The following is a 16774-nucleotide window of genomic DNA, read 5'->3' on the forward strand; positions in this document are numbered from 1 at the left end:
TTTACGCCTTGTCCACCTGCATAGGCTGGGGAAGCTTCAGCGTCTTCACCAACGTTGAAAGATCCGGCTCGTCGATGAGCATGGCCGCATCGGCTGGTGCCAGCCAGGCCCGCTGGCGTCGTTTGGCTTCCTGCCAATCGGCCAGTTCCTCCGTTACCTCGAGCAGATAGACGATGACGTCGACGCGGACAAAGCGATTGGCCAGCCGCTTCCAGTAGGAATAGGTGCCTGCCGGCTGCTTCAGCGTCTTGCCGAGTACGCCGGCTTCCTCCTGCGCCTCGATGGTGGCCGCCTTGCGCCCGCTCTTGCCCTTCATCGGCCAGCCCTTGGGTACGATGAAGCGCCTGGTGGTGCGCGACGTAACCAGCATGACCTCGATGTCGCCGCGCGCGATCAGCCGAAAGGGAACAGCCGCCACCTGGCGGATTCTTTCGCCCTTTTTTGCCTTGCGTACGGCTTTCTTCTTGGTGGCTGCCATTCGTCAATCCAGTCGATGCAATGCCGCATAGCGCGACAAGGCGTCGTTGCAAAACCAAAACTTTCGCATGTGCCGCCAAAACTTTCGCATATGCCGAAAGACACTCGAAATACCTAAGTCGGCTAAATAAATGAAAAAGGCCTTGTTGTCAGCGGCAATTGCTCACGGCGGTGGTGCCGATTATCTGGGTCTGGCAGCTTGGCTTGAGCTGCTGCACGACCGGGGGCGGTTGCTGAACGATCTGGCGGTCCTGGGCGCGGTACTGCCGCTGTTGCTGCTGATATTGCTGCCGCTGTATCCTGTTTTGCAGGATTTGCAGGTCGTTCTGCCGGATCAGCGCATTGTTGCCGGTAGCGGAATTGAGCGCTTGTGCGGAAGCCGGCAGGCAAACGCCCGCCAGCACTGCCGTGGCCAGCATTGCCACTGTGAAGATCGTTGATGGCCGAAGTGCCGACATTCGCTCATTCCCGCGCAAAAAACTCTGCCCACTGATATAGGACGTTTGCGCGGCGATGCCATGGCCAGCGGGTCGAGCGACCAAATCTGCTTGTCACCCCCGAAGGTCGCTTCGCGGCGGCGGAGAATCTGCCTGGCAGCCCCGCATTGCACTTGACGGAGGCCGTCGATTCGCCGCTCTATCGGGTCGGCGCCGGCCTTGAGCTGAATGGCGTCAATGGCGTCGGCATGTCCGTCAGATATAATGGCGCCTTCGGCGAAACGGTTAAACAGAACGCGATCAGCGCGTCTCTCAAGGTCAGTTTCTAGCTGGCCCGAGGCGGAGCCGGGCGGGAGGGATCTTGATGAGGAAGTACGCGCATTTCGTGGCGATGCTGGGTGTTGCCTGCACCGTCGGCGTGGCGGCCGTGGCGGCACAAACCAAGAGCGACAAGGCGGTCGCGGCACCCGCTGCCGCGGATGCGCCGCAGTTGCCCGGCGGCGCGTCGGCACTGTCTGAAACCCACGGCGACTGGACGGTCAATTGCCAGATATCGGGCACGGCCAAGACCTGCAGCCTGTCGCATCAGCAATTCAACAAGCAAAGCAATCAGCGGCTGCTGGCGATCGAGCTGTCGAGCAAGACCGGCGAGGATGCCACGGGCACGCTTGCGTTGCCGTTCGGCCTGGCGCTGGCCAAGGGGGTCAGCCTGACCATCGACGATCAGAAGCTGGACGGCAGCCTGGCGTTCAACACCTGCCAGGTCGTCGGCTGTCTGGTGCCGGTGGTGTTCGATGCGACTGTCACGCCACTGCTGAAATCAGGCACCACACTGAAGATCGACGCTTTCGCGGCAGACACCGGACAAGCGGTGAGCTTCTCCATTCCGCTCAACGGCTTCGCCGGCGCGCTTGCCCGGACCGCCGAGCTTTTGACCAATTGATGTAGGCCGCAGGACTTAAAGCGCGCCGCCTGAATGCCATCTCGCGGCAGGGCGGTGCGTCACTGCAGCAGAACGTCTTTCAGCTCAAACGACGATCGTTTTAAGCCTTTCGGCGATCAGGGCGGCGAGCCGCGCCGCCACATCATCCTTGCTCATCTCCGGCCATTCCTCGACGCCAGCCTTTGACACGATCCGCACCCGGTTGCGATCGCCGCCCATCACGCCCGAAGAACCGACGCCGCTTCCCTGCGACACGTCGTTGGCGACGATGAGATCGGCGCCTTTTTTCTTGAGTTTGGCCTCGGCGTTGCGCAGGAGATCCTGCGTCTCGGCGGCGAAGCCGATAACCAGGCCGGGTCGCTGGCTGTGATGGCCGACGCTGGCGAGAATGTCGGGATTCTCGACCATGCGCAGCACCGGCGGCCCTTCGCCGGCGACCTTCTTGATCTTCTCACCGGCTGAATTCTCGGTTCGCCAGTCGGCCACGGCGGCGACGAACACCGCCGCGTCTGCGGGCAGGAGCTGTTCCACCGCGTCGCGCATCTCTTGCGCACGTTCGACATGGATGGTCTTCACGCCAGCCGGATCGACGATGCCGACAGGGCCGGAGACGAGGTGCACATCGGCGCCGAGCCTGGCCAGTGCTGCCGCGATGGCATGGCCCTGCTTGCCGGACGAACGGTTGGCGATGTAGCGCACCGGGTCGATCGGCTCATGCGTCGGGCCGGAGGTGACGATGATCTTGCGCCCCGACAGCGACTTCGGGCCGACGTCGAGCAGTGCCTCGATGGCGGCGACGATCTCCAGCGGCTCGGCCATGCGGCCTTCGCCGGCTTCATTGCTTTCGGCCATCTCACCCCTGGCCGGACCGACGAAGGTGACGCGGTCCTTCTGCAGCGTCGCGCGATTGCGGCGGGTGGCCGGATGCGCCCACATTCTGGTGTTCATGGCCGGCGCCATCAACACCGGCTTGTCCGTGGCGATGAGCACCGTGGAGGCCAGATCGTTGGCGTGGCCGTTTGCGAGCTTGGCCATCAGGTCGGCGGTGGCGGGCGCCACCACCAGCAGATCGGCCTCGCGCGACAGCCTGATGTGGCCGACATCGTGCTCGTCCTGGCGGTCGAACAGTTCGGTAAAGACATGGTCGGCGGAGAGCGCGCCGGCCGACAGCGTGGTGATGAATTCCTGTGCCGCCGATGTCATGATCACCCGCACCGCCGCACCACGCTCGCGCAGCCGGCGGATCAGATCGAGCGCCTTGTAGGCGGCGATGCCGCCGCCAATGATGAGCAGGATGCGCTTGCCGGAGAGGCTCATGCCTGAGACCAGTTCCTGTCCAGTGTCATGCCGGCTTCAGCGCCGGTTCGATATCGGTATGGATGAAATCATTACCCTTGAAAAGCAGCGGCAGGTTTCGCGTCTTGGCCAAGGCGTAAGCGAAACAGTCGCCCATGTTGAGATCAGCACGATGATGAGATCCACGGCCATAGAGAGAGTAGGCAAGCCGTGCGACTTCAAGCTGCGCTAAATCAAAAGGAACTACCGTCAACTCGAGAAGATCGATTAGCAGTTTGAGTTCGTTGACGTTAACGCCATCACTCGACCGGCTCGCGACACAATGCGCCTCCAGCAGCGTCGCTGCGCTTACCAGTGCAACAGATGAGGTACCGAAAACGTCGACGAATGCAGCGGCATCCGGCTCCGAGCCTAGGATTGCGATCAACGCCGAGGTATCGACCGCGACTGTCACAGAAGTCCCTCGTCCCACATATGGTCAGTAATCGCTTTGAGATCAAAAGGGCGTTCCAGCTTCCGCCCGAGCGCCAAGATTTCGTCACGGGAAGCCTTCAGTCGCCACGCCCCATTCTCAAGCCTGGTTTTTGGGATTGCCGCCTCACGCAAGGCATCCCGCACTTCCTGCTCCATCGAAACGCCGCGCGCGGCGGCGCGCTCGCGGAGCACCTGCTTCACGTTGTCGTCAAGGTTGCGGACTGTTATCGTGCTCATGGTCTTGCTCCAAGCCGCTTAATATAGGCAACAAGCAGCGTGCATGCAATGACAGCATTGCTGTCATTGCATGCACTCAGATGATCTTCCAGGCGATATAGACGAGCGTCAGGGCGATGACCCACAGTGCCCAGCGGCCGGAGCGGCTGTAGCGCGCCTCGGCCTTGCCAATGGCGTGGGCGGTGGTTTCGTCGAAGCGCAGGCCGTGCTCGGCCATCAGGTCGATCTCGCGCGACAGCCGGTCGGTGCGCGCCGCAAGCTCGGGAATCTGGCGGGCCAGCGTGAGCAGCGCCCTGGCGCCGTCACGCGCATCGATCATCATGCCACGCGGCCCAAGATTGCCTGATATCCAGTCGCCGACCACCGGCTCGGCCGTCTTCCACATGTTGAAGGCCGGGTCGAGCGTGCGCGCCACGCCCTCGACCACCACCATGGTCTTCTGCAACAGGATCAATTCGGGCCGCGTCGCCATGTCGAAGAGTTCGGTGACCTCGAACAGCAGCGTCAGAAGCTTGGCCATCGAGATGGTCTCGGCCGGCTGGCCATGGATCGGCTCGCCGATGGCCCGGATCGCCTGCGCGAAGGCTGCAACATTGTGCTGGCGCGGCACATAGCCGGCCTCGAAATGGACCTCGGCGACACGCAGATAGTCGCGCGTGATGAAGCCATAGAGAATTTCGGCGAGGAAGCGGCGCTCCTTCTTGCCGAGCCTGCCGGCAATGCCGAGATCGACGGCAACGATGGTGCCGTTTGCCTCGACGAACAAATTGCCCGGATGCATGTCGGCATGGAAGAACCCGTCGCGCAGCGTGTGGCGCAGGAACGACTGGATGAGGTTTGCTGCGATCGCCTTCAGTTCATGGCCGGCGGCCTCCAGGCCGGCAATGTCGTTCATCTTGACACCGTCGACCCATTCCATGGTCAAGACGTCGCGGCCGGTGCGCTCCCAGTCGACGGACGGCACGCGAAAGCCGGGGTCATCCCTGGTGCTTTCGCCGAGCTCCGAGAGAGCCGCCGCCTCGAGGCGAAGATCCATCTCGATCTTGGTGGTCTGTGCCAGCGTCTGGGTGACCTCGACCGGCCGCAGCCGGCGTGACGAGGGGATGTATTTCTCCTGCAGGCGAGCGGCGAGGAAATAGCTTTCGAGATCCTGGAAGAAACGGCGGCGCACGCCTGGCCGGATCACCTTGACCGCCACCTTGGTGGCAATGCCGTCATGGAGAGCGTCGGCGGCATGGACCTGGGCGATGGAGGCGGCGGCGACCGGGTCGCCGAATTGCGTATAGAGGGCGCCGATCTTGCGCCCGAGCGAAGCCTCGACCGCCGCGATGGCGTCGGCCCGGGGGAAGGTGTGCATCTTGTCCTGCAACGTGGCGAGATCGAGCGCCATGTCGTTGCCGACGACGTCGGGCCGCGTCGCCAGGAACTGGCCGAGCTTTACATAAGATGGACCGAGCCGGACGACCGCCTTGGCCAGCCGGTCGCTGCGCTCATAGGCCAGCGCGCGGCGGCGGGTGAACAGCCGCGCCATCCGCCAGCCGAACTTCGGCAGGCCCGACAGCTCCTCACCCGGCAAGGCGGCGACGACACCCTCGCGGACCAGAACCCAGCCGGCCCTTACGAGCCGGAATCCTGCACTGACATTGCTCATGGCAGCGCCAATCCTGCCGGCTCTTTGAACCGGCATAGCACGCGTCGATTATGAGAAATGCGGTCCGGCCTCAAAGCTTCCAGCCCGAATGAAGTGCTGCAATACCGCCGGAATAGTTGCGGAAGGAAACGCGGTCGAAGCCGGCGCGGGAAATCATCGTCGCGAAATTCTGCTGATTGGGAAACCTGGCGATCGATTCGACCAGATAGGAATAGGGTTCGCCGTCGCCAGTGACCATCTTGCCGATCTTGGGGATGGCATTGAACGACCAGGCTTCATAGGCCTTGTCGAGCAGCGGCATCTCGACCTCGGAAAACTCCAGGCACAGGAAGCGCCCGCCGGGCTTCAGCACGCGAAACGCTTCGCCCAAGGCCACCTCGATGCGCGGTACGTTGCGGATACCGAAAGCGATGGTGTAGGCATCGAATGTGGCATCAGGGAAGGGCAGTTCCTCGGCGTTGGCCTCGACGAAATCGGTGTTGCCGGACAGGCCCTTCTTTTCGGCCCGGTCGCGGCCGACAGCCAGCATCGAGCCATTGATGTCGAGCACGGTGGCATGGGCATTGCCGTGGCTGGCATCGACGATGCGGAAGGCGATGTCGCCGGTGCCGCCGGCAACGTCCAGCACGCGCCAGCCGATCCTTTTGGGAGGATTGAGCCAGGTGACCATGGCGTCCTTCCACAGCCGGTGCAGGCCGGCCGACATCAGATCGTTCATCAGGTCGTAGCGGTTGGCGACCTTGTGGAAAACATCGTTGACCAGGGACTGCTTGTCGCCAGCCCCTACACGCTTGAAACCATAGGAGGTTTCCATGCCGCCCGCAGCCGTGGTTCTCTCAACTGACATTTTTTTGATCCGTCATAAAACCGGCGGGACCATAGCCGATCGATGGTGCGGGCGCTATTGTTTAAGGCGCGGTGTTCAGCCGCGCTTCCAGGTGGCGGGTTTTCGAGACCTGGACGGACCGACGGGATGGTTGAATGCCTTTGAAAGCGGAACTGCACTGCCACATCGAAGGGGCAGCGGCGCCCGAACTCGTCATCCGCCAGGCGCAGAAATACGGCAAGGACACCTCGCCCTATATCCAGAACGGTTCCTTCGTCTGGCACGATTTCACCTCCTTCCTGGCGGCTTATGATTTTTCCGCCGATCTGTTCCGGACCGAGGAGGACTATGCGCGGCTGGCCGACCACTATCTGACCAGTCTCGCTCGCGATGGCGCCATCTATTCCGAGGTGTTCACCTCGCCGGACCACGCGAAAAAGGCCGGCCTGTCGCCCAAGGCCTATACCGATGCGCTCGGCGAAGGCATGGCCCGCGCCAAGGCCAAGACCGGCATCGAGGGCCGCATGATCGTTACCGGCGTGCGCCATGTCGGCGTCGAGTCGATCGAGCAGGCGGCGCGCTTCGCGGCGCGCTGCGGGCATCCGCTGGTCACCGGTTTCGGCGTTGCCGGCGATGAGCGCATCGGCGATATGGAGGACTATGTCAGGGCTTTCGAGATCGCCCGCGAAGCCGGGCTCGGCATCACCATCCATGCCGGCGAACTGACGGGCTGGGAGACCGTCCAGGCGGCGCTCGATCATATCCGTCCATCCCGCATCGGCCATGGCGTGCGCGCCATCGAGAACCCGGACCTGGTCCGGCGCATCGCCGACGAGGGCGTCGTGCTGGAATGCTGCCCCGGCTCCAACATCGCGCTCAAGGTGTTCGACAGTTTCGCCGATCATCCATTTCCCGCCCTGCAGGCGGCCGGCTGCAAGGTGACGCTCAATTCCGACGATCCGCCCTATTTCTGGACCTCGCTGAAGCGGGAATACGAGATTGCCGCCGAGCATTTCTCGATGAACGAAAAGGCGCTGGCCGCCGTCACCCGCACCGCCATCGAGGCCGCTTTCGTCGACAGAAAGACAAAGACGGCACTTCTTGCCCGGTTGAGCAGCGCGGCACGCTGATTTCCGCCGACAAAGCTGTGGTCGGTGCGGGCCAAGCGGTTCCTTGGCCGGCGCATTGCCGCTAGGGTTCGCCCATGCAGTTTGAAGCGCGGCGCGTCCGAAAGGGCCATGCGCGCATTTTCGGGCGCAGGCATCAGGAGAACACCATGAAGGGCGTCACCGTCGTCGACCACCCGCTTGTCCAGCACAAGCTGACCATCATGCGCAAGAAGGAAACCTCGACGGCCGGCTTTCGCCGGCTGCTGCGCGAAATCTCGCTGCTGCTAGGCTACGAGGTCACCCGCAACCTCGAACTGACGACGACGACCATCGAAACGCCGATGGAAACCATGGAAGCGCCGACGCTTGAGGGCAAGAAGCTGGTCTTCGCCTCGGTGCTGCGCGCCGGCAACGGCTTGCTGGAAGGCCTGCTGGACCTGGTTCCGGCGGCCCGCGTCGCCCATGTCGGTCTCTACCGCGATCACGAAACGCTGGAAGCGGTCGAATATTTCTTCAAGGCGCCGAGCGATCTCGCCGACCGGCTGGTGATCGTCGTCGATCCGATGCTGGCCACCGCCAATTCGGCGATCGCGGCGATCGACAAGCTGAAAGAGCGCGGCGCCACCAACATCCGCTTCCTCTGCCTGCTGGCAGCGCCCGAAGGCATCGAACGCTTCATCAAGGCGCATCCGGACGTTCCCGTCTTCACCGCTTCGATCGACCGCCAGCTCAACGAGAAGGGCTACATCATGCCGGGCCTCGGCGACGCCGGCGACCGCATGTACGGGACCAAGTAAACCAGGCAAATTCACCTGGTACGATTTACCAAATGTTTACGCAAAGGCGCGGTTTTGGCGCGCGTTAAAGCGGCAAACACCATCCGGGCCTAACGATCGGCTGTCACTACGGCGCCGCGCGTCCATTTCGGACGCGCAAAGGACGCTGTAGCATTTTGATTTGCGCGTGAGCCTTTCCGAAATCGATCCCGATTTCCGGGGTCATGCGGCGAGGCCGATCCATGCTGCGCAAACTTCTCATCCTCGCCGTTTTCGCCGGTTCATCGGCATCGATACCGATTGTGTATCAGTCGAATCCGCAACTCGTCGAAAACCTGCTGAGGTCGGCGGTGCCGGGCAAACAAGCGGTCGAAGCCCAACCGGACGTCAATCTGGCATCGGTGCCCAACAAGCCCGCGGCACCGCTGCCGATGGGCCGCAAGGTCGTCGTCGCGGCAGACGAGCGCGGACACTTTTCATCGGCCTTCAAGCTCAACGGACGTCAGGTCGACGGCATGATCGACACCGGCGCCACGCTGGTCGCCATCAACATTTCGACGGCGCGCAGAATCGGCCTGTCGTTGAACGCTTCCGACTTCAACCGCGAGGTCAACACCGCCAACGGCACCATCAAGGCGGCCGTAGCCATGATCGACCGCCTGCAGATCGGCAACATCACGGTCAATGACGTCCAGACCATCGTGCTCGACGACAGGGCGCTGCGCACCAATCTGATCGGCATGAGCTTCCTCAACCGGCTCGACAAATACCAGGTCGAGAACGGCACGCTGCTGCTCGTCCAGTAAGGCTGTTCGTTTCCGCAATTCCCAAGGGAAAGCGCTATGCGCTTTTCCCGGGAAAACCGTTTCACACTTTTCCTGGAATTGCTTTAGCCGCGCGGCAGAATCCGCCGGATGACCGACTTGTCGGCGGGCGGCTTCGAGGCGCCGACCGTATAGGCCGAAAGCACGGTTGCCGCGGCGGCCTCAGCATCGGCCGATGAGCGGGCATGGACCAGCGCCAGCGGCTCGCCGATCCCAACCTCCGCACCGACCGGCAACAGCCTGGTGATGCCGACCGCGGGGTCGATCTTGTCGTCCGGCCGCGTGCGTCCACCTCCCAGGCCGACCACGGCGAGCCCGATATCGCGGGTGGCGATGCCGGTGACGAAGCCGTTTGCGGTTGCCTTGACGGCCAATTCGATCGCCGCCGCCGGCAGATACTTTTCCGGTTTCTCGATGAAATCGGCGGGGCCGCCAAGCGCGGCCACCATGCGTGCGAAAGTGGCGGCGGCGCGGCCGCTGGCGAGCGTTTCGGTGGCGCGCCGCATGCCATCCTGGTTGGACGATACCAGCCCGGCCGACTGCAGCATTTCGGCAGCCAGCGCCAGCGTCACATCCTCGAGCCTCCGGTCGCGAAACCGACCGGTGAGGAAATCAACGGCGTTGCGCACCTCGACGGCGTTGCCGGCGGCCGACGCCAGCGGCTCGTTCATGCCGGTGATCAACGCCGAAGCCTTCAGTCCGGCGCCGTTGGCGATCTCAACCAGGCTGTTGGCGAGTGCGGTGGCGTCGCGCGATTTTTCCATGAAGGCGCCGTTGCCGACCTTGACGTCGAGCACCAGCGATTGCAGCCCGGCCGCCAGCTTCTTCGACAGGATCGAAGCGGTGATCAGCGGCACCGATTCGACCGTGCCGGAGACGTCGCGGATCGCATAGAGCCGTCGATCGGCGGGCGCGAGGTCGGCGGTCTGGCCGATGATGGCACAGCCTGTTTCGAGCACCGCCTTGCGAAACAGCGCGACGTCGGGCTGGCTGATGTAGCCGGGGATGGCATCCATCTTGTCCAGCGTGCCGCCGGTGTGGCCAAGGCCACGGCCCGAGATCATCGGCACATAGGCGCCGCAGGCGGCGACGATCGGCGCCAGCATCAGCGAGACATTGTCGCCGACGCCGCCGGTCGAATGCTTGTCGGTGACCGGGCCGGGCAGGTCCGACCAGTCGAGCACATCGCCGGAATCGCGCATCGCCAGCGTGAGCGCCACGGCCTCGTCGCGGTTCATGCCGTTGAAGAACACCGCCATGGCGAAGGCGCCGGCCTGGCCATCGGTGACGGCGCCCGACGTCACGCCCGCGACGAAGCCGGCGATCTCCTCTTCCGACAGCCTGAGGCCATCGCGCTTGCGGCGGATGATTTCCTGGGGAAGCATCAGATCTCCAGCAGTCCGTCGCGAAACACGCGCTGCAGGATCGTCGCCAGCCGCGCGCCGCCTACCGGTGCCATGTCCTTGGTCTCCTGGTGCGAAAGCTCGGCCCCGGTCATGCCGGCGGCCAAATTGGTGATGACCGAACAGGCGGCGACGCGCAGTCCGAGGAAGCGGGCGAGAATGACCTCCGGTACGGTCGACATGCCGACTGCATTGGCGCCCATGATGCGCGCCATGCGGATCTCGGCCGGCGTTTCGAAGCATGGGCCGGAGAACCACATATAGACGCCCTTGTGCAGGGTGGTGCCGGTCGCATTTGCCGCCCGTTCGATGGCCTGGCGGATGCCGGCATCATAGGCTTCAGTCAGGCCGACGAAACGCCGGTCGCTTGGTTCGCCGATCAGCGGGTTGGTGCCCGAGAAATTGATATGGTCCGATATCAGCATCACCGAGCCCGGCGGCATGTCCGGATCGACCGAGCCGGCGGCATTGGTGAGGATCAGCTTCGTGATGCCGATGCCGGCAAGCACTTCCAGCACCGGCCGCATCGCCGCGGCAACGCCGTGCTCGTAGTAATGGGCGCGGCCCGAAAGCATCAGCACCGGCACGCCGGCAAACAGCCCTGCCACCACTTCGCCGGCGTGCCCGGTGACACCGCTTCTGGGAAAACCGGGCAGGTCGGCATAGGAGATGCGGATCGGGTCCTCGATCTGGGCGACCAGACCGCCGAGGCCCGAACCGAGCACCAGTGCCGTGGCCGGCGCCAGGCCGTCCAGCCTTTCGACGAGATGATCCAGGGCTTTTTCCGTCATCGCTGCCAGCTGTTCATTTGAGCCCATTGTTCATTTCAAAATATCGCCGCGGAAGCCGTAAGGCAGCATGTCGCCCATGGTCACGGTCTCGGCCACACCTGCATTGTCGCAGAGATAGAGCTTTGTTTCCGGCCGGCAGAATTCGGCCAGCCGCTGCCGGCAGCCGCCGCAAGGCGAGCATTTCGCCATGCGTTCGGCGATGACGGCGATCTCCACGATCTTGCCGCCGCCGCCCATAATGTAGTGGCCGAGCGCCGTGGTCTCGGCGCACCAGCCTTCCGGATAGGAGGCGACTTCGATGTTGGCGCCGGTAAAGACGCGCCCGTCCTCGGTGCGCAAGGCTGCGCCGACCGGAAACTTGGAATAGGGCGCGTAGGCCCTGGCCATGGCGGCCTTGGCGGCCTCGAACAGATCATGCGACATTCAGGTGTTCTCTCCGATGATCGTGTTCAAAACCCGGCGCAAAGCCGACCTGCCGCTCAACGTTCCTTGACATAAGGCACGCCGCCGGCGCGTGGCGGGATTGCCTTGCCGATGAAGCCGGCGAGCAGGATGACGGTGAGGATGTAGGGCAGCGCCTGCATGAACTGTGCCGGCACCTTGCCGATGATGGGCAGCGGTGATCCCTGCAGGCGGATCGACGCCGCGTCCAGGAAGCCGAACAGAAGGCAGGCGAACATGGCGTTGACCGGCTTCCACTTGGCAAAGATCAGGGCTGCCAGCGCGATATAGCCCTTGCCGGCGGTCATGTCCTTCACGAATCCGCCATTTTGCACCATCGACAGGTAGGCGCCGGCAATGCCGGTGAGGATGCCGGTGCAGATCAGCGCCCTGTAGCGCAGCCAGGCGACCGATATGCCGGCGGTATCGACGGCGGCCGGGTTCTCGCCTACGGCGCGCAGCCTGAGGCCAAAACGGGTGCGAAACAGCACCCACCAGGTGAACGGCACCATCAGGAAGGCAAGATAGACCAGGATCGAGTGGCCCGACAGGAGCTCGGCATAGATCGGTCCGATGACCGGCACGTCGCGGATGGCCTCGGCGCCCGGCAAGGTGATGGCCTCGAAGCGCTCGCCCGGTTGCAGCGCCGGCGTGCGCCCGCCCTGCTGGAACCAGGCCTGGCCGAGGATGATGGTCGAGCCGGCGGCGATGAAGTTGATCGCCACGCCGGAGACGATCTGGTTGCCGCGATGGGTGATCGAGGCAAAGCCGTGGATCATGGCAAAGGCGACCGAGATCAGGATGGCCATGCCGAGGCCGAGAAAGGCCGAATGGAACACGGAAGCGGCGGCCGCACCGGCGAAGGCGCCGACCAGCATCTTGCCTTCGAGGCCGATGTCGAAGATGCCGGCGCGTTCCGAATAGAGCCCGGCGAGGCAGGCAAGCAGCAGCGGCACCGAGAGGCGGATGGTGGAGTCCAATGTCTGGATGATCGCGTTGAACACATCCATCTCAGGCACCTTTCCCCTTGACCGCTTCCATGCCAACCGATCGCGGACTGAACGAGGCGAACAGCGCCTGGATGTAGGGCCGGAACATGTGCTCGAGGGCACCGGCAAACAGGATCACCAGGCCTTGAATGATGACGATCATGTCGCGGCTGATTGCCGGCATCTCGAAGGCGAGCTCGGCGCCGCCCTGGTAGAGCATGCCGAACAGGATTGCCGCCAGCACGATGCCAACAGGGTGCAGGCGGCCCATCAGCGCCACGGCGATGCCGACGAAGCCGGCGCCGGAAACGAAGTCGATGGCGACATTGTGCTGATCGCCCATCACCGGATTGAGCGCCATCATGCCGGCCAGCCCGCCCGAGATCATCATGGCGGTGATGATGATGCGGGTTTCGGAAATGCCGGCATAGCGTGCCGCTTTCGGGCTGTGACCGTAGGTGCGCATTTCATAGCCGAGCTTGGTGCGCCAGATCAGCAGCCAGACCAGGAAGGCCATGACCAGCGCCAGCAGGAAGGTGACGTTGAGCGGCGCCGAACGGATCTTGGCGCCGAACAGCTCGATGATCCAGTTGAGCTTGGGCAATTCCGCGCCGGCGAGGAAGTTACGCGTCTGCGGCGCTTGCGAGGCGGCTGGCTTCAACGGGCCGACCAGCAGGTAAACCATGATCGAGGCGGCGATGAAGTTGAACATGATGGTGGTGATGACGATGTGCGAGCCACGCTTGGCCTGCAGATAGGCGGGGATGAGCGCCCACAATGCGCCCACCGCCGCCGCAGCAATGATCGCCAGCGGGAAGGTCAGCCACCATGGCAGTGTGCTGTCGAAGCTCAGGCAGACGATGGCGATGCCGAGGCCGGCGATGTAGGCCTGCCCTTCGGTGCCGATGTTGAACAGGCCGCAATGCGCGGCCACCGCCACCGAAAGCCCGGTGAAGATGAAGGTGGTGGCATAAAAGAGGGTGAAGGCGATGCCGGTGCCTTTGCCGAAGGCGCCTTCGACCAGGATGACGGCTGCGCGCAACGGATTCTCGCCGACCAGAAGCACGACGAAGCCGGCGACGACGAAGGCGACGAACAGATTGATCAGCGGGATCAGGCCATAGTCGGCCCAGGCCGGCAGTTTGGCGTAAGGCGCGCTCATTCGGCGGCCTCCTGGTGCTCGATGCCGGCCATCAGCAGGCCGAGCTCGCCCTCGGTCGCTTCGGGGCCGCGCTCGCCGACGATGCGGCCGGCAAACATCACCAGGATACGGTCGGACAGCGAACGGATCTCGTCAAGCTCGACCGACACCACCAGCACCGCCTTGCCCTGGTCGCGCATGGCGATCAGGCGTTTGTGGATGAATTCGATGGCGCCGACATCGACGCCGCGCGTCGGCTGGCCGACGATCAGTACGCCGGGGTCCTGTTCCATCTCCCGCGCCAGCACGATCTTCTGCTGGTTGCCGCCGGAGAAATTGGCGGTCTTCAGCCGGCAGTCAGCCGGGCGGATATCGTATTTGGCGATCTTGTCCTTGGCATCGTTGCGGATGGCATCGATGTTGAGAAACGGCCCCTTCAAATAGCGCGGGTCGTCGTGATAGCCGAGGATCGAGTTCTCGTTCTCCTCGAAGGCCAGCACCAGCCCGACGTGATGGCGGTCCTCCGGCACATGCGCGAGGCCACGGTCGCGCAGTTCGCCGGGGTCGGCGGCGCCGGTCAGGTCGATCGGCTTGCCGTCGAGCATGACCGAGCCGGACACGGCACGCCTGATGCCGGAAATCGCCTCGAGCAGTTCGGATTGTCCGTTGCCGGCGACACCGGCGATGCCGACGATCTCGCCGGCCCTGATATCGAAGGAGATGTCGTCGACCATGGTGACGCCGCGCGTATCCCTGACCGTCAGGTTCTTGACAGCGAGCTTGACGGCGCCGGCCTCGGCCTCGCCCTTCTCGACCCGCAAGAGCACGCGCCGCCCGACCATCAGCTCGGCCAGTTCCTCGACAGTCGTCTTCCTGGTCTCGCGCGTCGCCACCATCGTGCCCTGGCGCATCACCGACACGGTGTCGGTGATGGCCATGATCTCGCGCAATTTGTGGGTGATCAGCACCACCGTCTTGCCCTGGTCCTTCAACTGCCCGAGGATGCGGAACAGGTGATCGGCCTCGGCCGGTGTCAGCACGCCCGTAGGCTCGTCGAGGATCAGGATCTCGGCGCCGCGATAGAGTGCTTTGAGGATCTCCACCCGCTGCTGCAGGCCGACCGGCAGTTCCTCGATGATTGCATCGGGATCGACTTCCAGCCCGTATTCACGCTCCAGCCGCTCCAGTTCGGAGCGCGCCTTGGCGATGCTCTTCTTCAGCAGCGCATCGCTTTCGGCGCCGAGGATGACGTTCTCCAGCACCGTGAAATTGTCGACCAGCATAAAGTGCTGATGCACCATGCCGATGCCGAGCGCGATGGCGTCATTGGGGGTTTTGATCGAGGCCGGCTGGCCGCCAACGCGGATCTCGCCGCTGTCGGCCTGGTAGAAGCCGTAGAGGATCGACATCAGCGTCGACTTGCCAGCTCCGTTCTCGCCGACAATGCCGTGGATCGTGCCGCGACCGATCTCAAGATTGATGTCCCGGTTGGCGCGCACCGCACCAAAACTCTTGTTGATGCCGATCAACTCGATTGCGGCTTGCGCCATGCAGCCTGTCCCACTCTTATTTTTTTATCGCTTGGTCAAAACGCCTAGCATGACGCTCCGCCCGTGCCAATTGGCGGAGCCGGTTCACTCTCGACAAATCCCGGTGCGCTTGTCAATTTGCAACGTGGCCGGGGCCTTCACATTCGCTAGTATGACGGCGCCGAAATTCGCATCACGGCGCAAAACATCGCGGTGAACGACATCGCGGTGAACGACATCGCGGCGAACGACATCGCCGTGAAGACTGGGGAATTCACATGATCACGCCCGCCGACCGGCTGACGACGCTGGAAATACGCGCCGCCGAGCAGGAGAAGACCATCGAGGAACTGTCCGGCCAGATCGCCGAGCAGTGGAAAGTGATCGAGCGCATGCAGCGCAAGCTCGACGCGCTGACGGATCGCTTCCTGGCGCTGGAGGAGCAGACAGGAGATGAGGTGCCGGTAACCAAGCCACCGCACTGGTGAGGAAAGGGAAGGTGCACGCCGTGGTCAGTGAAAGCGATCGCATCGCGCGGGCCGGCGAATATGTGCTCGGTCTTATGAACGACAAAGACCGCGAACGGGCCGAACGTGACCTGGAGGTCGATCCCGCCTTCCGCGACGCGGTCGTGCGACTTGCCGAGCAGATGTATTTCTTCGACCGTTACGGAAAACGCGGCCTGCTGCCTGGCAGGCATTGGGAACTGGTTACCCAACGCCTAGCCGAGTTACCTCAGATGCGCAGCGTCGAGCTCGGCGGCAATGAGGTCAAACCGCGCACGGTGATCCGAAGCCTGTCCCGGCCACCATACGGCATTGGCGTGCACGCGCTTGGCGGCCGGCGCGGAGTTGTCGTTGCCGCCGGGCTGATGGTGGCGTTCGCGCTGGGCTGTGTCGTCGCGAAGCTGCTATAGGCGAGGCCGGCGCGACATCAGCGCCATCGTCTCGCCGTCCGAGCCGCTTATCTCAACGGTATTTCCAGCCGAGGGCCGCGTAGAAATCACGCGCATCCCATGAGTAGAGATAGAGCGTCTCGACGCCGCGTGACGCCGCATGGGCTTCCGTTGCCTTGACCAGCGCGGTGGCGATGCCTCGGCGTCGATATCTTGCATCGACAACCAACCCGGCCAGCCATGGCGTCAGATCATGTGCGGGCTCCAGCTCGTGGCGTACCAGCAGGCATGTCCCGACCGGGGTGTCGCCGATCCGGGCCACGAATGCCGCCTCGAAGCCGTCACCGGCGATCAAGCCACGAAGCCCTGCCGCATCTTCCCCGAGGGTCCTTCCGGTTCCCTCGAAAAAGGCAGCCAGGCGCAGTTGGGCTACCGCTGCTACGTCGTGCTCGCCCATGGGTCCGATCTTCGGCTGCATCTGTATCCCCAAACGGTGTCCGGCACGGAGCGAACGTTTCGCTCGATCCGGTAAAGA

General features: G+C 63.5%; 21 protein-coding genes. 8 read left to right on the forward strand and 13 right to left on the reverse strand.

Annotated elements, in window-relative coordinates; genetic code table 11:
- Nucleotide 1: 1 nt before the first annotated feature.
- A complete protein-coding gene (locus NKI66_RS10555) occupies nucleotides 2–478 on the reverse strand; it encodes an NUDIX hydrolase (protein WP_023812561.1) in 477 nt (158 codons plus the stop codon).
- Nucleotides 479–608: 130 nt separating this feature from the next.
- Between NKI66_RS10555 and NKI66_RS10560 the strand changes: the two genes are divergently transcribed.
- The 3 genes from NKI66_RS10560 (at nucleotide 609) to NKI66_RS10570 (ending at nucleotide 1857) form a co-directional block, all read left to right on the forward strand.
- Nucleotides 609–917, forward strand: coding sequence for a hypothetical protein (locus NKI66_RS10560; protein ID WP_164892879.1), 309 nt, complete (start codon nucleotides 609–611; stop codon nucleotides 915–917).
- Between the two features lie 170 nt (nucleotides 918–1087).
- On the forward strand, nucleotides 1088–1243 hold the full coding sequence (locus NKI66_RS10565; protein ID WP_164892878.1) for a hypothetical protein: 156 nt from the start codon (nucleotides 1088–1090) through the stop codon (nucleotides 1241–1243).
- 35 nt (nucleotides 1244–1278) lie between these two features.
- Nucleotides 1279–1857 (forward strand): invasion associated locus B family protein, encoded by a 579-nt coding sequence (locus NKI66_RS10570; RefSeq protein WP_023812564.1) that lies wholly within the window; start codon nucleotides 1279–1281, stop codon nucleotides 1855–1857.
- A gap of 84 nt (nucleotides 1858–1941) precedes the next feature.
- On the opposite strand, the gene coaBC is transcribed toward NKI66_RS10570, so the two are convergent.
- The 5 genes from coaBC to ubiE form a co-directional block, all read right to left on the reverse strand.
- Nucleotides 1942–3174: a bifunctional phosphopantothenoylcysteine decarboxylase/phosphopantothenate--cysteine ligase CoaBC gene (gene coaBC, locus NKI66_RS10575; protein ID WP_352610225.1), complete on the reverse strand. Its 1233-nt coding sequence runs from the start codon at nucleotides 3172–3174 to the stop codon at nucleotides 1942–1944.
- Nucleotides 3175–3199: 25 nt separating this feature from the next.
- Nucleotides 3200–3607, reverse strand: coding sequence for a type II toxin-antitoxin system VapC family toxin (locus NKI66_RS10580; RefSeq protein ID WP_023812566.1), 408 nt, complete (start codon nucleotides 3605–3607; stop codon nucleotides 3200–3202).
- The gene (locus NKI66_RS10585; protein WP_023812567.1) at nucleotides 3604–3864 is read right to left on the reverse strand and encodes a FitA-like ribbon-helix-helix domain-containing protein; all 261 of its coding nucleotides are present in this window, start codon (nucleotides 3862–3864) and stop codon (nucleotides 3604–3606) included. Before NKI66_RS10585 ends, NKI66_RS10580 begins: the two co-directional genes overlap by 4 nt.
- A 76-nt stretch (nucleotides 3865–3940) precedes the next feature.
- A complete protein-coding gene (gene ubiB / locus NKI66_RS10590; protein ID WP_352751598.1) occupies nucleotides 3941–5515 on the reverse strand; it encodes a 2-polyprenylphenol 6-hydroxylase in 1575 nt (524 codons plus the stop codon).
- 70 nt (nucleotides 5516–5585) lie between these two features.
- Complete coding sequence (gene ubiE, locus NKI66_RS10595; protein WP_127328341.1) at nucleotides 5586–6362, reverse strand: bifunctional demethylmenaquinone methyltransferase/2-methoxy-6-polyprenyl-1,4-benzoquinol methylase UbiE; 777 nt, start codon at nucleotides 6360–6362, stop codon at nucleotides 5586–5588.
- 134 nt (nucleotides 6363–6496) lie between these two features.
- Between ubiE and NKI66_RS10600 the strand changes: the two genes are divergently transcribed.
- The 3 genes from NKI66_RS10600 (at nucleotide 6497) to NKI66_RS10610 (ending at nucleotide 9032) form a co-directional block, all read left to right on the forward strand.
- Nucleotides 6497–7471, forward strand: coding sequence for an adenosine deaminase (locus NKI66_RS10600; protein WP_352751600.1), 975 nt, complete (start codon nucleotides 6497–6499; stop codon nucleotides 7469–7471).
- 146 nt (nucleotides 7472–7617) lie between these two features.
- The gene (gene upp, locus NKI66_RS10605) at nucleotides 7618–8247 is read left to right on the forward strand and encodes a uracil phosphoribosyltransferase (RefSeq protein WP_023812571.1); all 630 of its coding nucleotides are present in this window, start codon (nucleotides 7618–7620) and stop codon (nucleotides 8245–8247) included.
- Nucleotides 8248–8468: 221 nt separating this feature from the next.
- Nucleotides 8469–9032, forward strand: a complete 564-nt coding sequence (locus tag NKI66_RS10610; RefSeq protein ID WP_352751602.1) for a TIGR02281 family clan AA aspartic protease — start codon at nucleotides 8469–8471, stop codon at nucleotides 9030–9032.
- An 83-nt stretch (nucleotides 9033–9115) separates the two neighbouring features.
- On the opposite strand, the gene deoA is transcribed toward NKI66_RS10610, so the two are convergent.
- From deoA to NKI66_RS10640, 6 genes are read right to left on the reverse strand one after another with little or no spacing between them, the layout of a single operon-like run.
- Nucleotides 9116–10435: a thymidine phosphorylase gene (deoA, locus tag NKI66_RS10615; RefSeq protein ID WP_352751604.1), complete on the reverse strand. Its 1320-nt coding sequence runs from the start codon at nucleotides 10433–10435 to the stop codon at nucleotides 9116–9118.
- On the reverse strand, nucleotides 10435–11244 hold the full coding sequence (locus NKI66_RS10620) for a purine-nucleoside phosphorylase (RefSeq protein ID WP_352751605.1): 810 nt from the start codon (nucleotides 11242–11244) through the stop codon (nucleotides 10435–10437). Before NKI66_RS10620 ends, deoA begins: the two co-directional genes overlap by 1 nt.
- A 30-nt stretch (nucleotides 11245–11274) precedes the next feature.
- Entirely contained in the window at nucleotides 11275–11667 is a 393-nt protein-coding gene (gene cdd, locus NKI66_RS10625) for a cytidine deaminase (RefSeq protein ID WP_023812575.1), read from the reverse strand.
- Between the two features lie 56 nt (nucleotides 11668–11723).
- Complete coding sequence (locus NKI66_RS10630) at nucleotides 11724–12695, reverse strand: ABC transporter permease (protein ID WP_023812576.1); 972 nt, start codon at nucleotides 12693–12695, stop codon at nucleotides 11724–11726.
- Nucleotide 12696: 1 nt separating this feature from the next.
- Nucleotides 12697–13836, reverse strand: coding sequence for an ABC transporter permease (locus NKI66_RS10635; RefSeq protein WP_023812577.1), 1140 nt, complete (start codon nucleotides 13834–13836; stop codon nucleotides 12697–12699).
- A complete protein-coding gene (locus NKI66_RS10640) occupies nucleotides 13833–15365 on the reverse strand; it encodes an ABC transporter ATP-binding protein (protein WP_352751607.1) in 1533 nt (510 codons plus the stop codon). Before NKI66_RS10640 ends, NKI66_RS10635 begins: the two co-directional genes overlap by 4 nt.
- A gap of 260 nt (nucleotides 15366–15625) precedes the next feature.
- On the opposite strand from NKI66_RS10640, the gene NKI66_RS10645 reads away from it, so the two are divergent.
- Both NKI66_RS10645 and NKI66_RS10650 read left to right on the forward strand, forming a co-directional pair.
- Complete coding sequence (locus NKI66_RS10645) at nucleotides 15626–15832, forward strand: SlyX family protein (RefSeq protein ID WP_174800349.1); 207 nt, start codon at nucleotides 15626–15628, stop codon at nucleotides 15830–15832.
- A 20-nt stretch (nucleotides 15833–15852) separates the two neighbouring features.
- Nucleotides 15853–16260: a hypothetical protein gene (locus tag NKI66_RS10650; RefSeq protein ID WP_352722344.1), complete on the forward strand. Its 408-nt coding sequence runs from the start codon at nucleotides 15853–15855 to the stop codon at nucleotides 16258–16260.
- Between the two features lie 52 nt (nucleotides 16261–16312).
- Here NKI66_RS10650 and NKI66_RS10655 read toward each other — a convergent pair whose 3' ends face one another.
- Nucleotides 16313–16717 (reverse strand): GNAT family N-acetyltransferase, encoded by a 405-nt coding sequence (locus tag NKI66_RS10655; RefSeq protein ID WP_352751609.1) that lies wholly within the window; start codon nucleotides 16715–16717, stop codon nucleotides 16313–16315.
- Nucleotides 16718–16774 lie beyond the last annotated feature (57 nt).

It is taken from the genome of Mesorhizobium sp. M0518 (assembly GCF_040321125.1).
Classification (GTDB): Bacteria; Pseudomonadota; Alphaproteobacteria; order Rhizobiales; family Rhizobiaceae; genus Mesorhizobium.

Excerpts from the sequence above, each read along its gene's own strand:
- NKI66_RS10555 (WP_023812561.1), bottom strand. The coding sequence starts at position 478 with ATGGCAGCCACCAAGAAGAAAGCCGTACGCAAGGCAAAAAAGGGCGAA.
- NKI66_RS10620 (WP_352751605.1), bottom strand. The coding sequence starts at position 11,244 with ATGACGGAAAAAGCCCTGGATCATCTCGTCGAAAGGCTGGACGGCCTG.
- NKI66_RS10570 (WP_023812564.1), top strand. The coding sequence starts at position 1,279 with ATGAGGAAGTACGCGCATTTCGTGGCGATGCTGGGTGTTGCCTGCACC.
- upp (WP_023812571.1), top strand. The coding sequence starts at position 7,618 with ATGAAGGGCGTCACCGTCGTCGACCACCCGCTTGTCCAGCACAAGCTG.
- deoA (WP_352751604.1), bottom strand. The coding sequence starts at position 10,435 with ATGCTTCCCCAGGAAATCATCCGCCGCAAGCGCGATGGCCTCAGGCTG.
- cdd (WP_023812575.1), bottom strand. The coding sequence starts at position 11,667 with ATGTCGCATGATCTGTTCGAGGCCGCCAAGGCCGCCATGGCCAGGGCC.
- NKI66_RS10560 (WP_164892879.1), top strand. The coding sequence starts at position 609 with ATGAAAAAGGCCTTGTTGTCAGCGGCAATTGCTCACGGCGGTGGTGCC.
- NKI66_RS10610 (WP_352751602.1), top strand. The coding sequence starts at position 8,469 with ATGCTGCGCAAACTTCTCATCCTCGCCGTTTTCGCCGGTTCATCGGCA.
- NKI66_RS10640 (WP_352751607.1), bottom strand. The coding sequence starts at position 15,365 with ATGGCGCAAGCCGCAATCGAGTTGATCGGCATCAACAAGAGTTTTGGT.
- NKI66_RS10600 (WP_352751600.1), top strand. The coding sequence starts at position 6,497 with ATGCCTTTGAAAGCGGAACTGCACTGCCACATCGAAGGGGCAGCGGCG.
- ubiE (WP_127328341.1), bottom strand. The coding sequence starts at position 6,362 with ATGTCAGTTGAGAGAACCACGGCTGCGGGCGGCATGGAAACCTCCTAT.
- NKI66_RS10585 (WP_023812567.1), bottom strand. The coding sequence starts at position 3,864 with ATGAGCACGATAACAGTCCGCAACCTTGACGACAACGTGAAGCAGGTG.
- NKI66_RS10655 (WP_352751609.1), bottom strand. The coding sequence starts at position 16,717 with ATGCAGCCGAAGATCGGACCCATGGGCGAGCACGACGTAGCAGCGGTA.
- ubiB (WP_352751598.1), bottom strand. The coding sequence starts at position 5,515 with ATGAGCAATGTCAGTGCAGGATTCCGGCTCGTAAGGGCCGGCTGGGTT.
- NKI66_RS10635 (WP_023812577.1), bottom strand. The coding sequence starts at position 13,836 with ATGAGCGCGCCTTACGCCAAACTGCCGGCCTGGGCCGACTATGGCCTG.
- coaBC (WP_352610225.1), bottom strand. The coding sequence starts at position 3,174 with ATGAGCCTCTCCGGCAAGCGCATCCTGCTCATCATTGGCGGCGGCATC.
- NKI66_RS10630 (WP_023812576.1), bottom strand. The coding sequence starts at position 12,695 with ATGGATGTGTTCAACGCGATCATCCAGACATTGGACTCCACCATCCGC.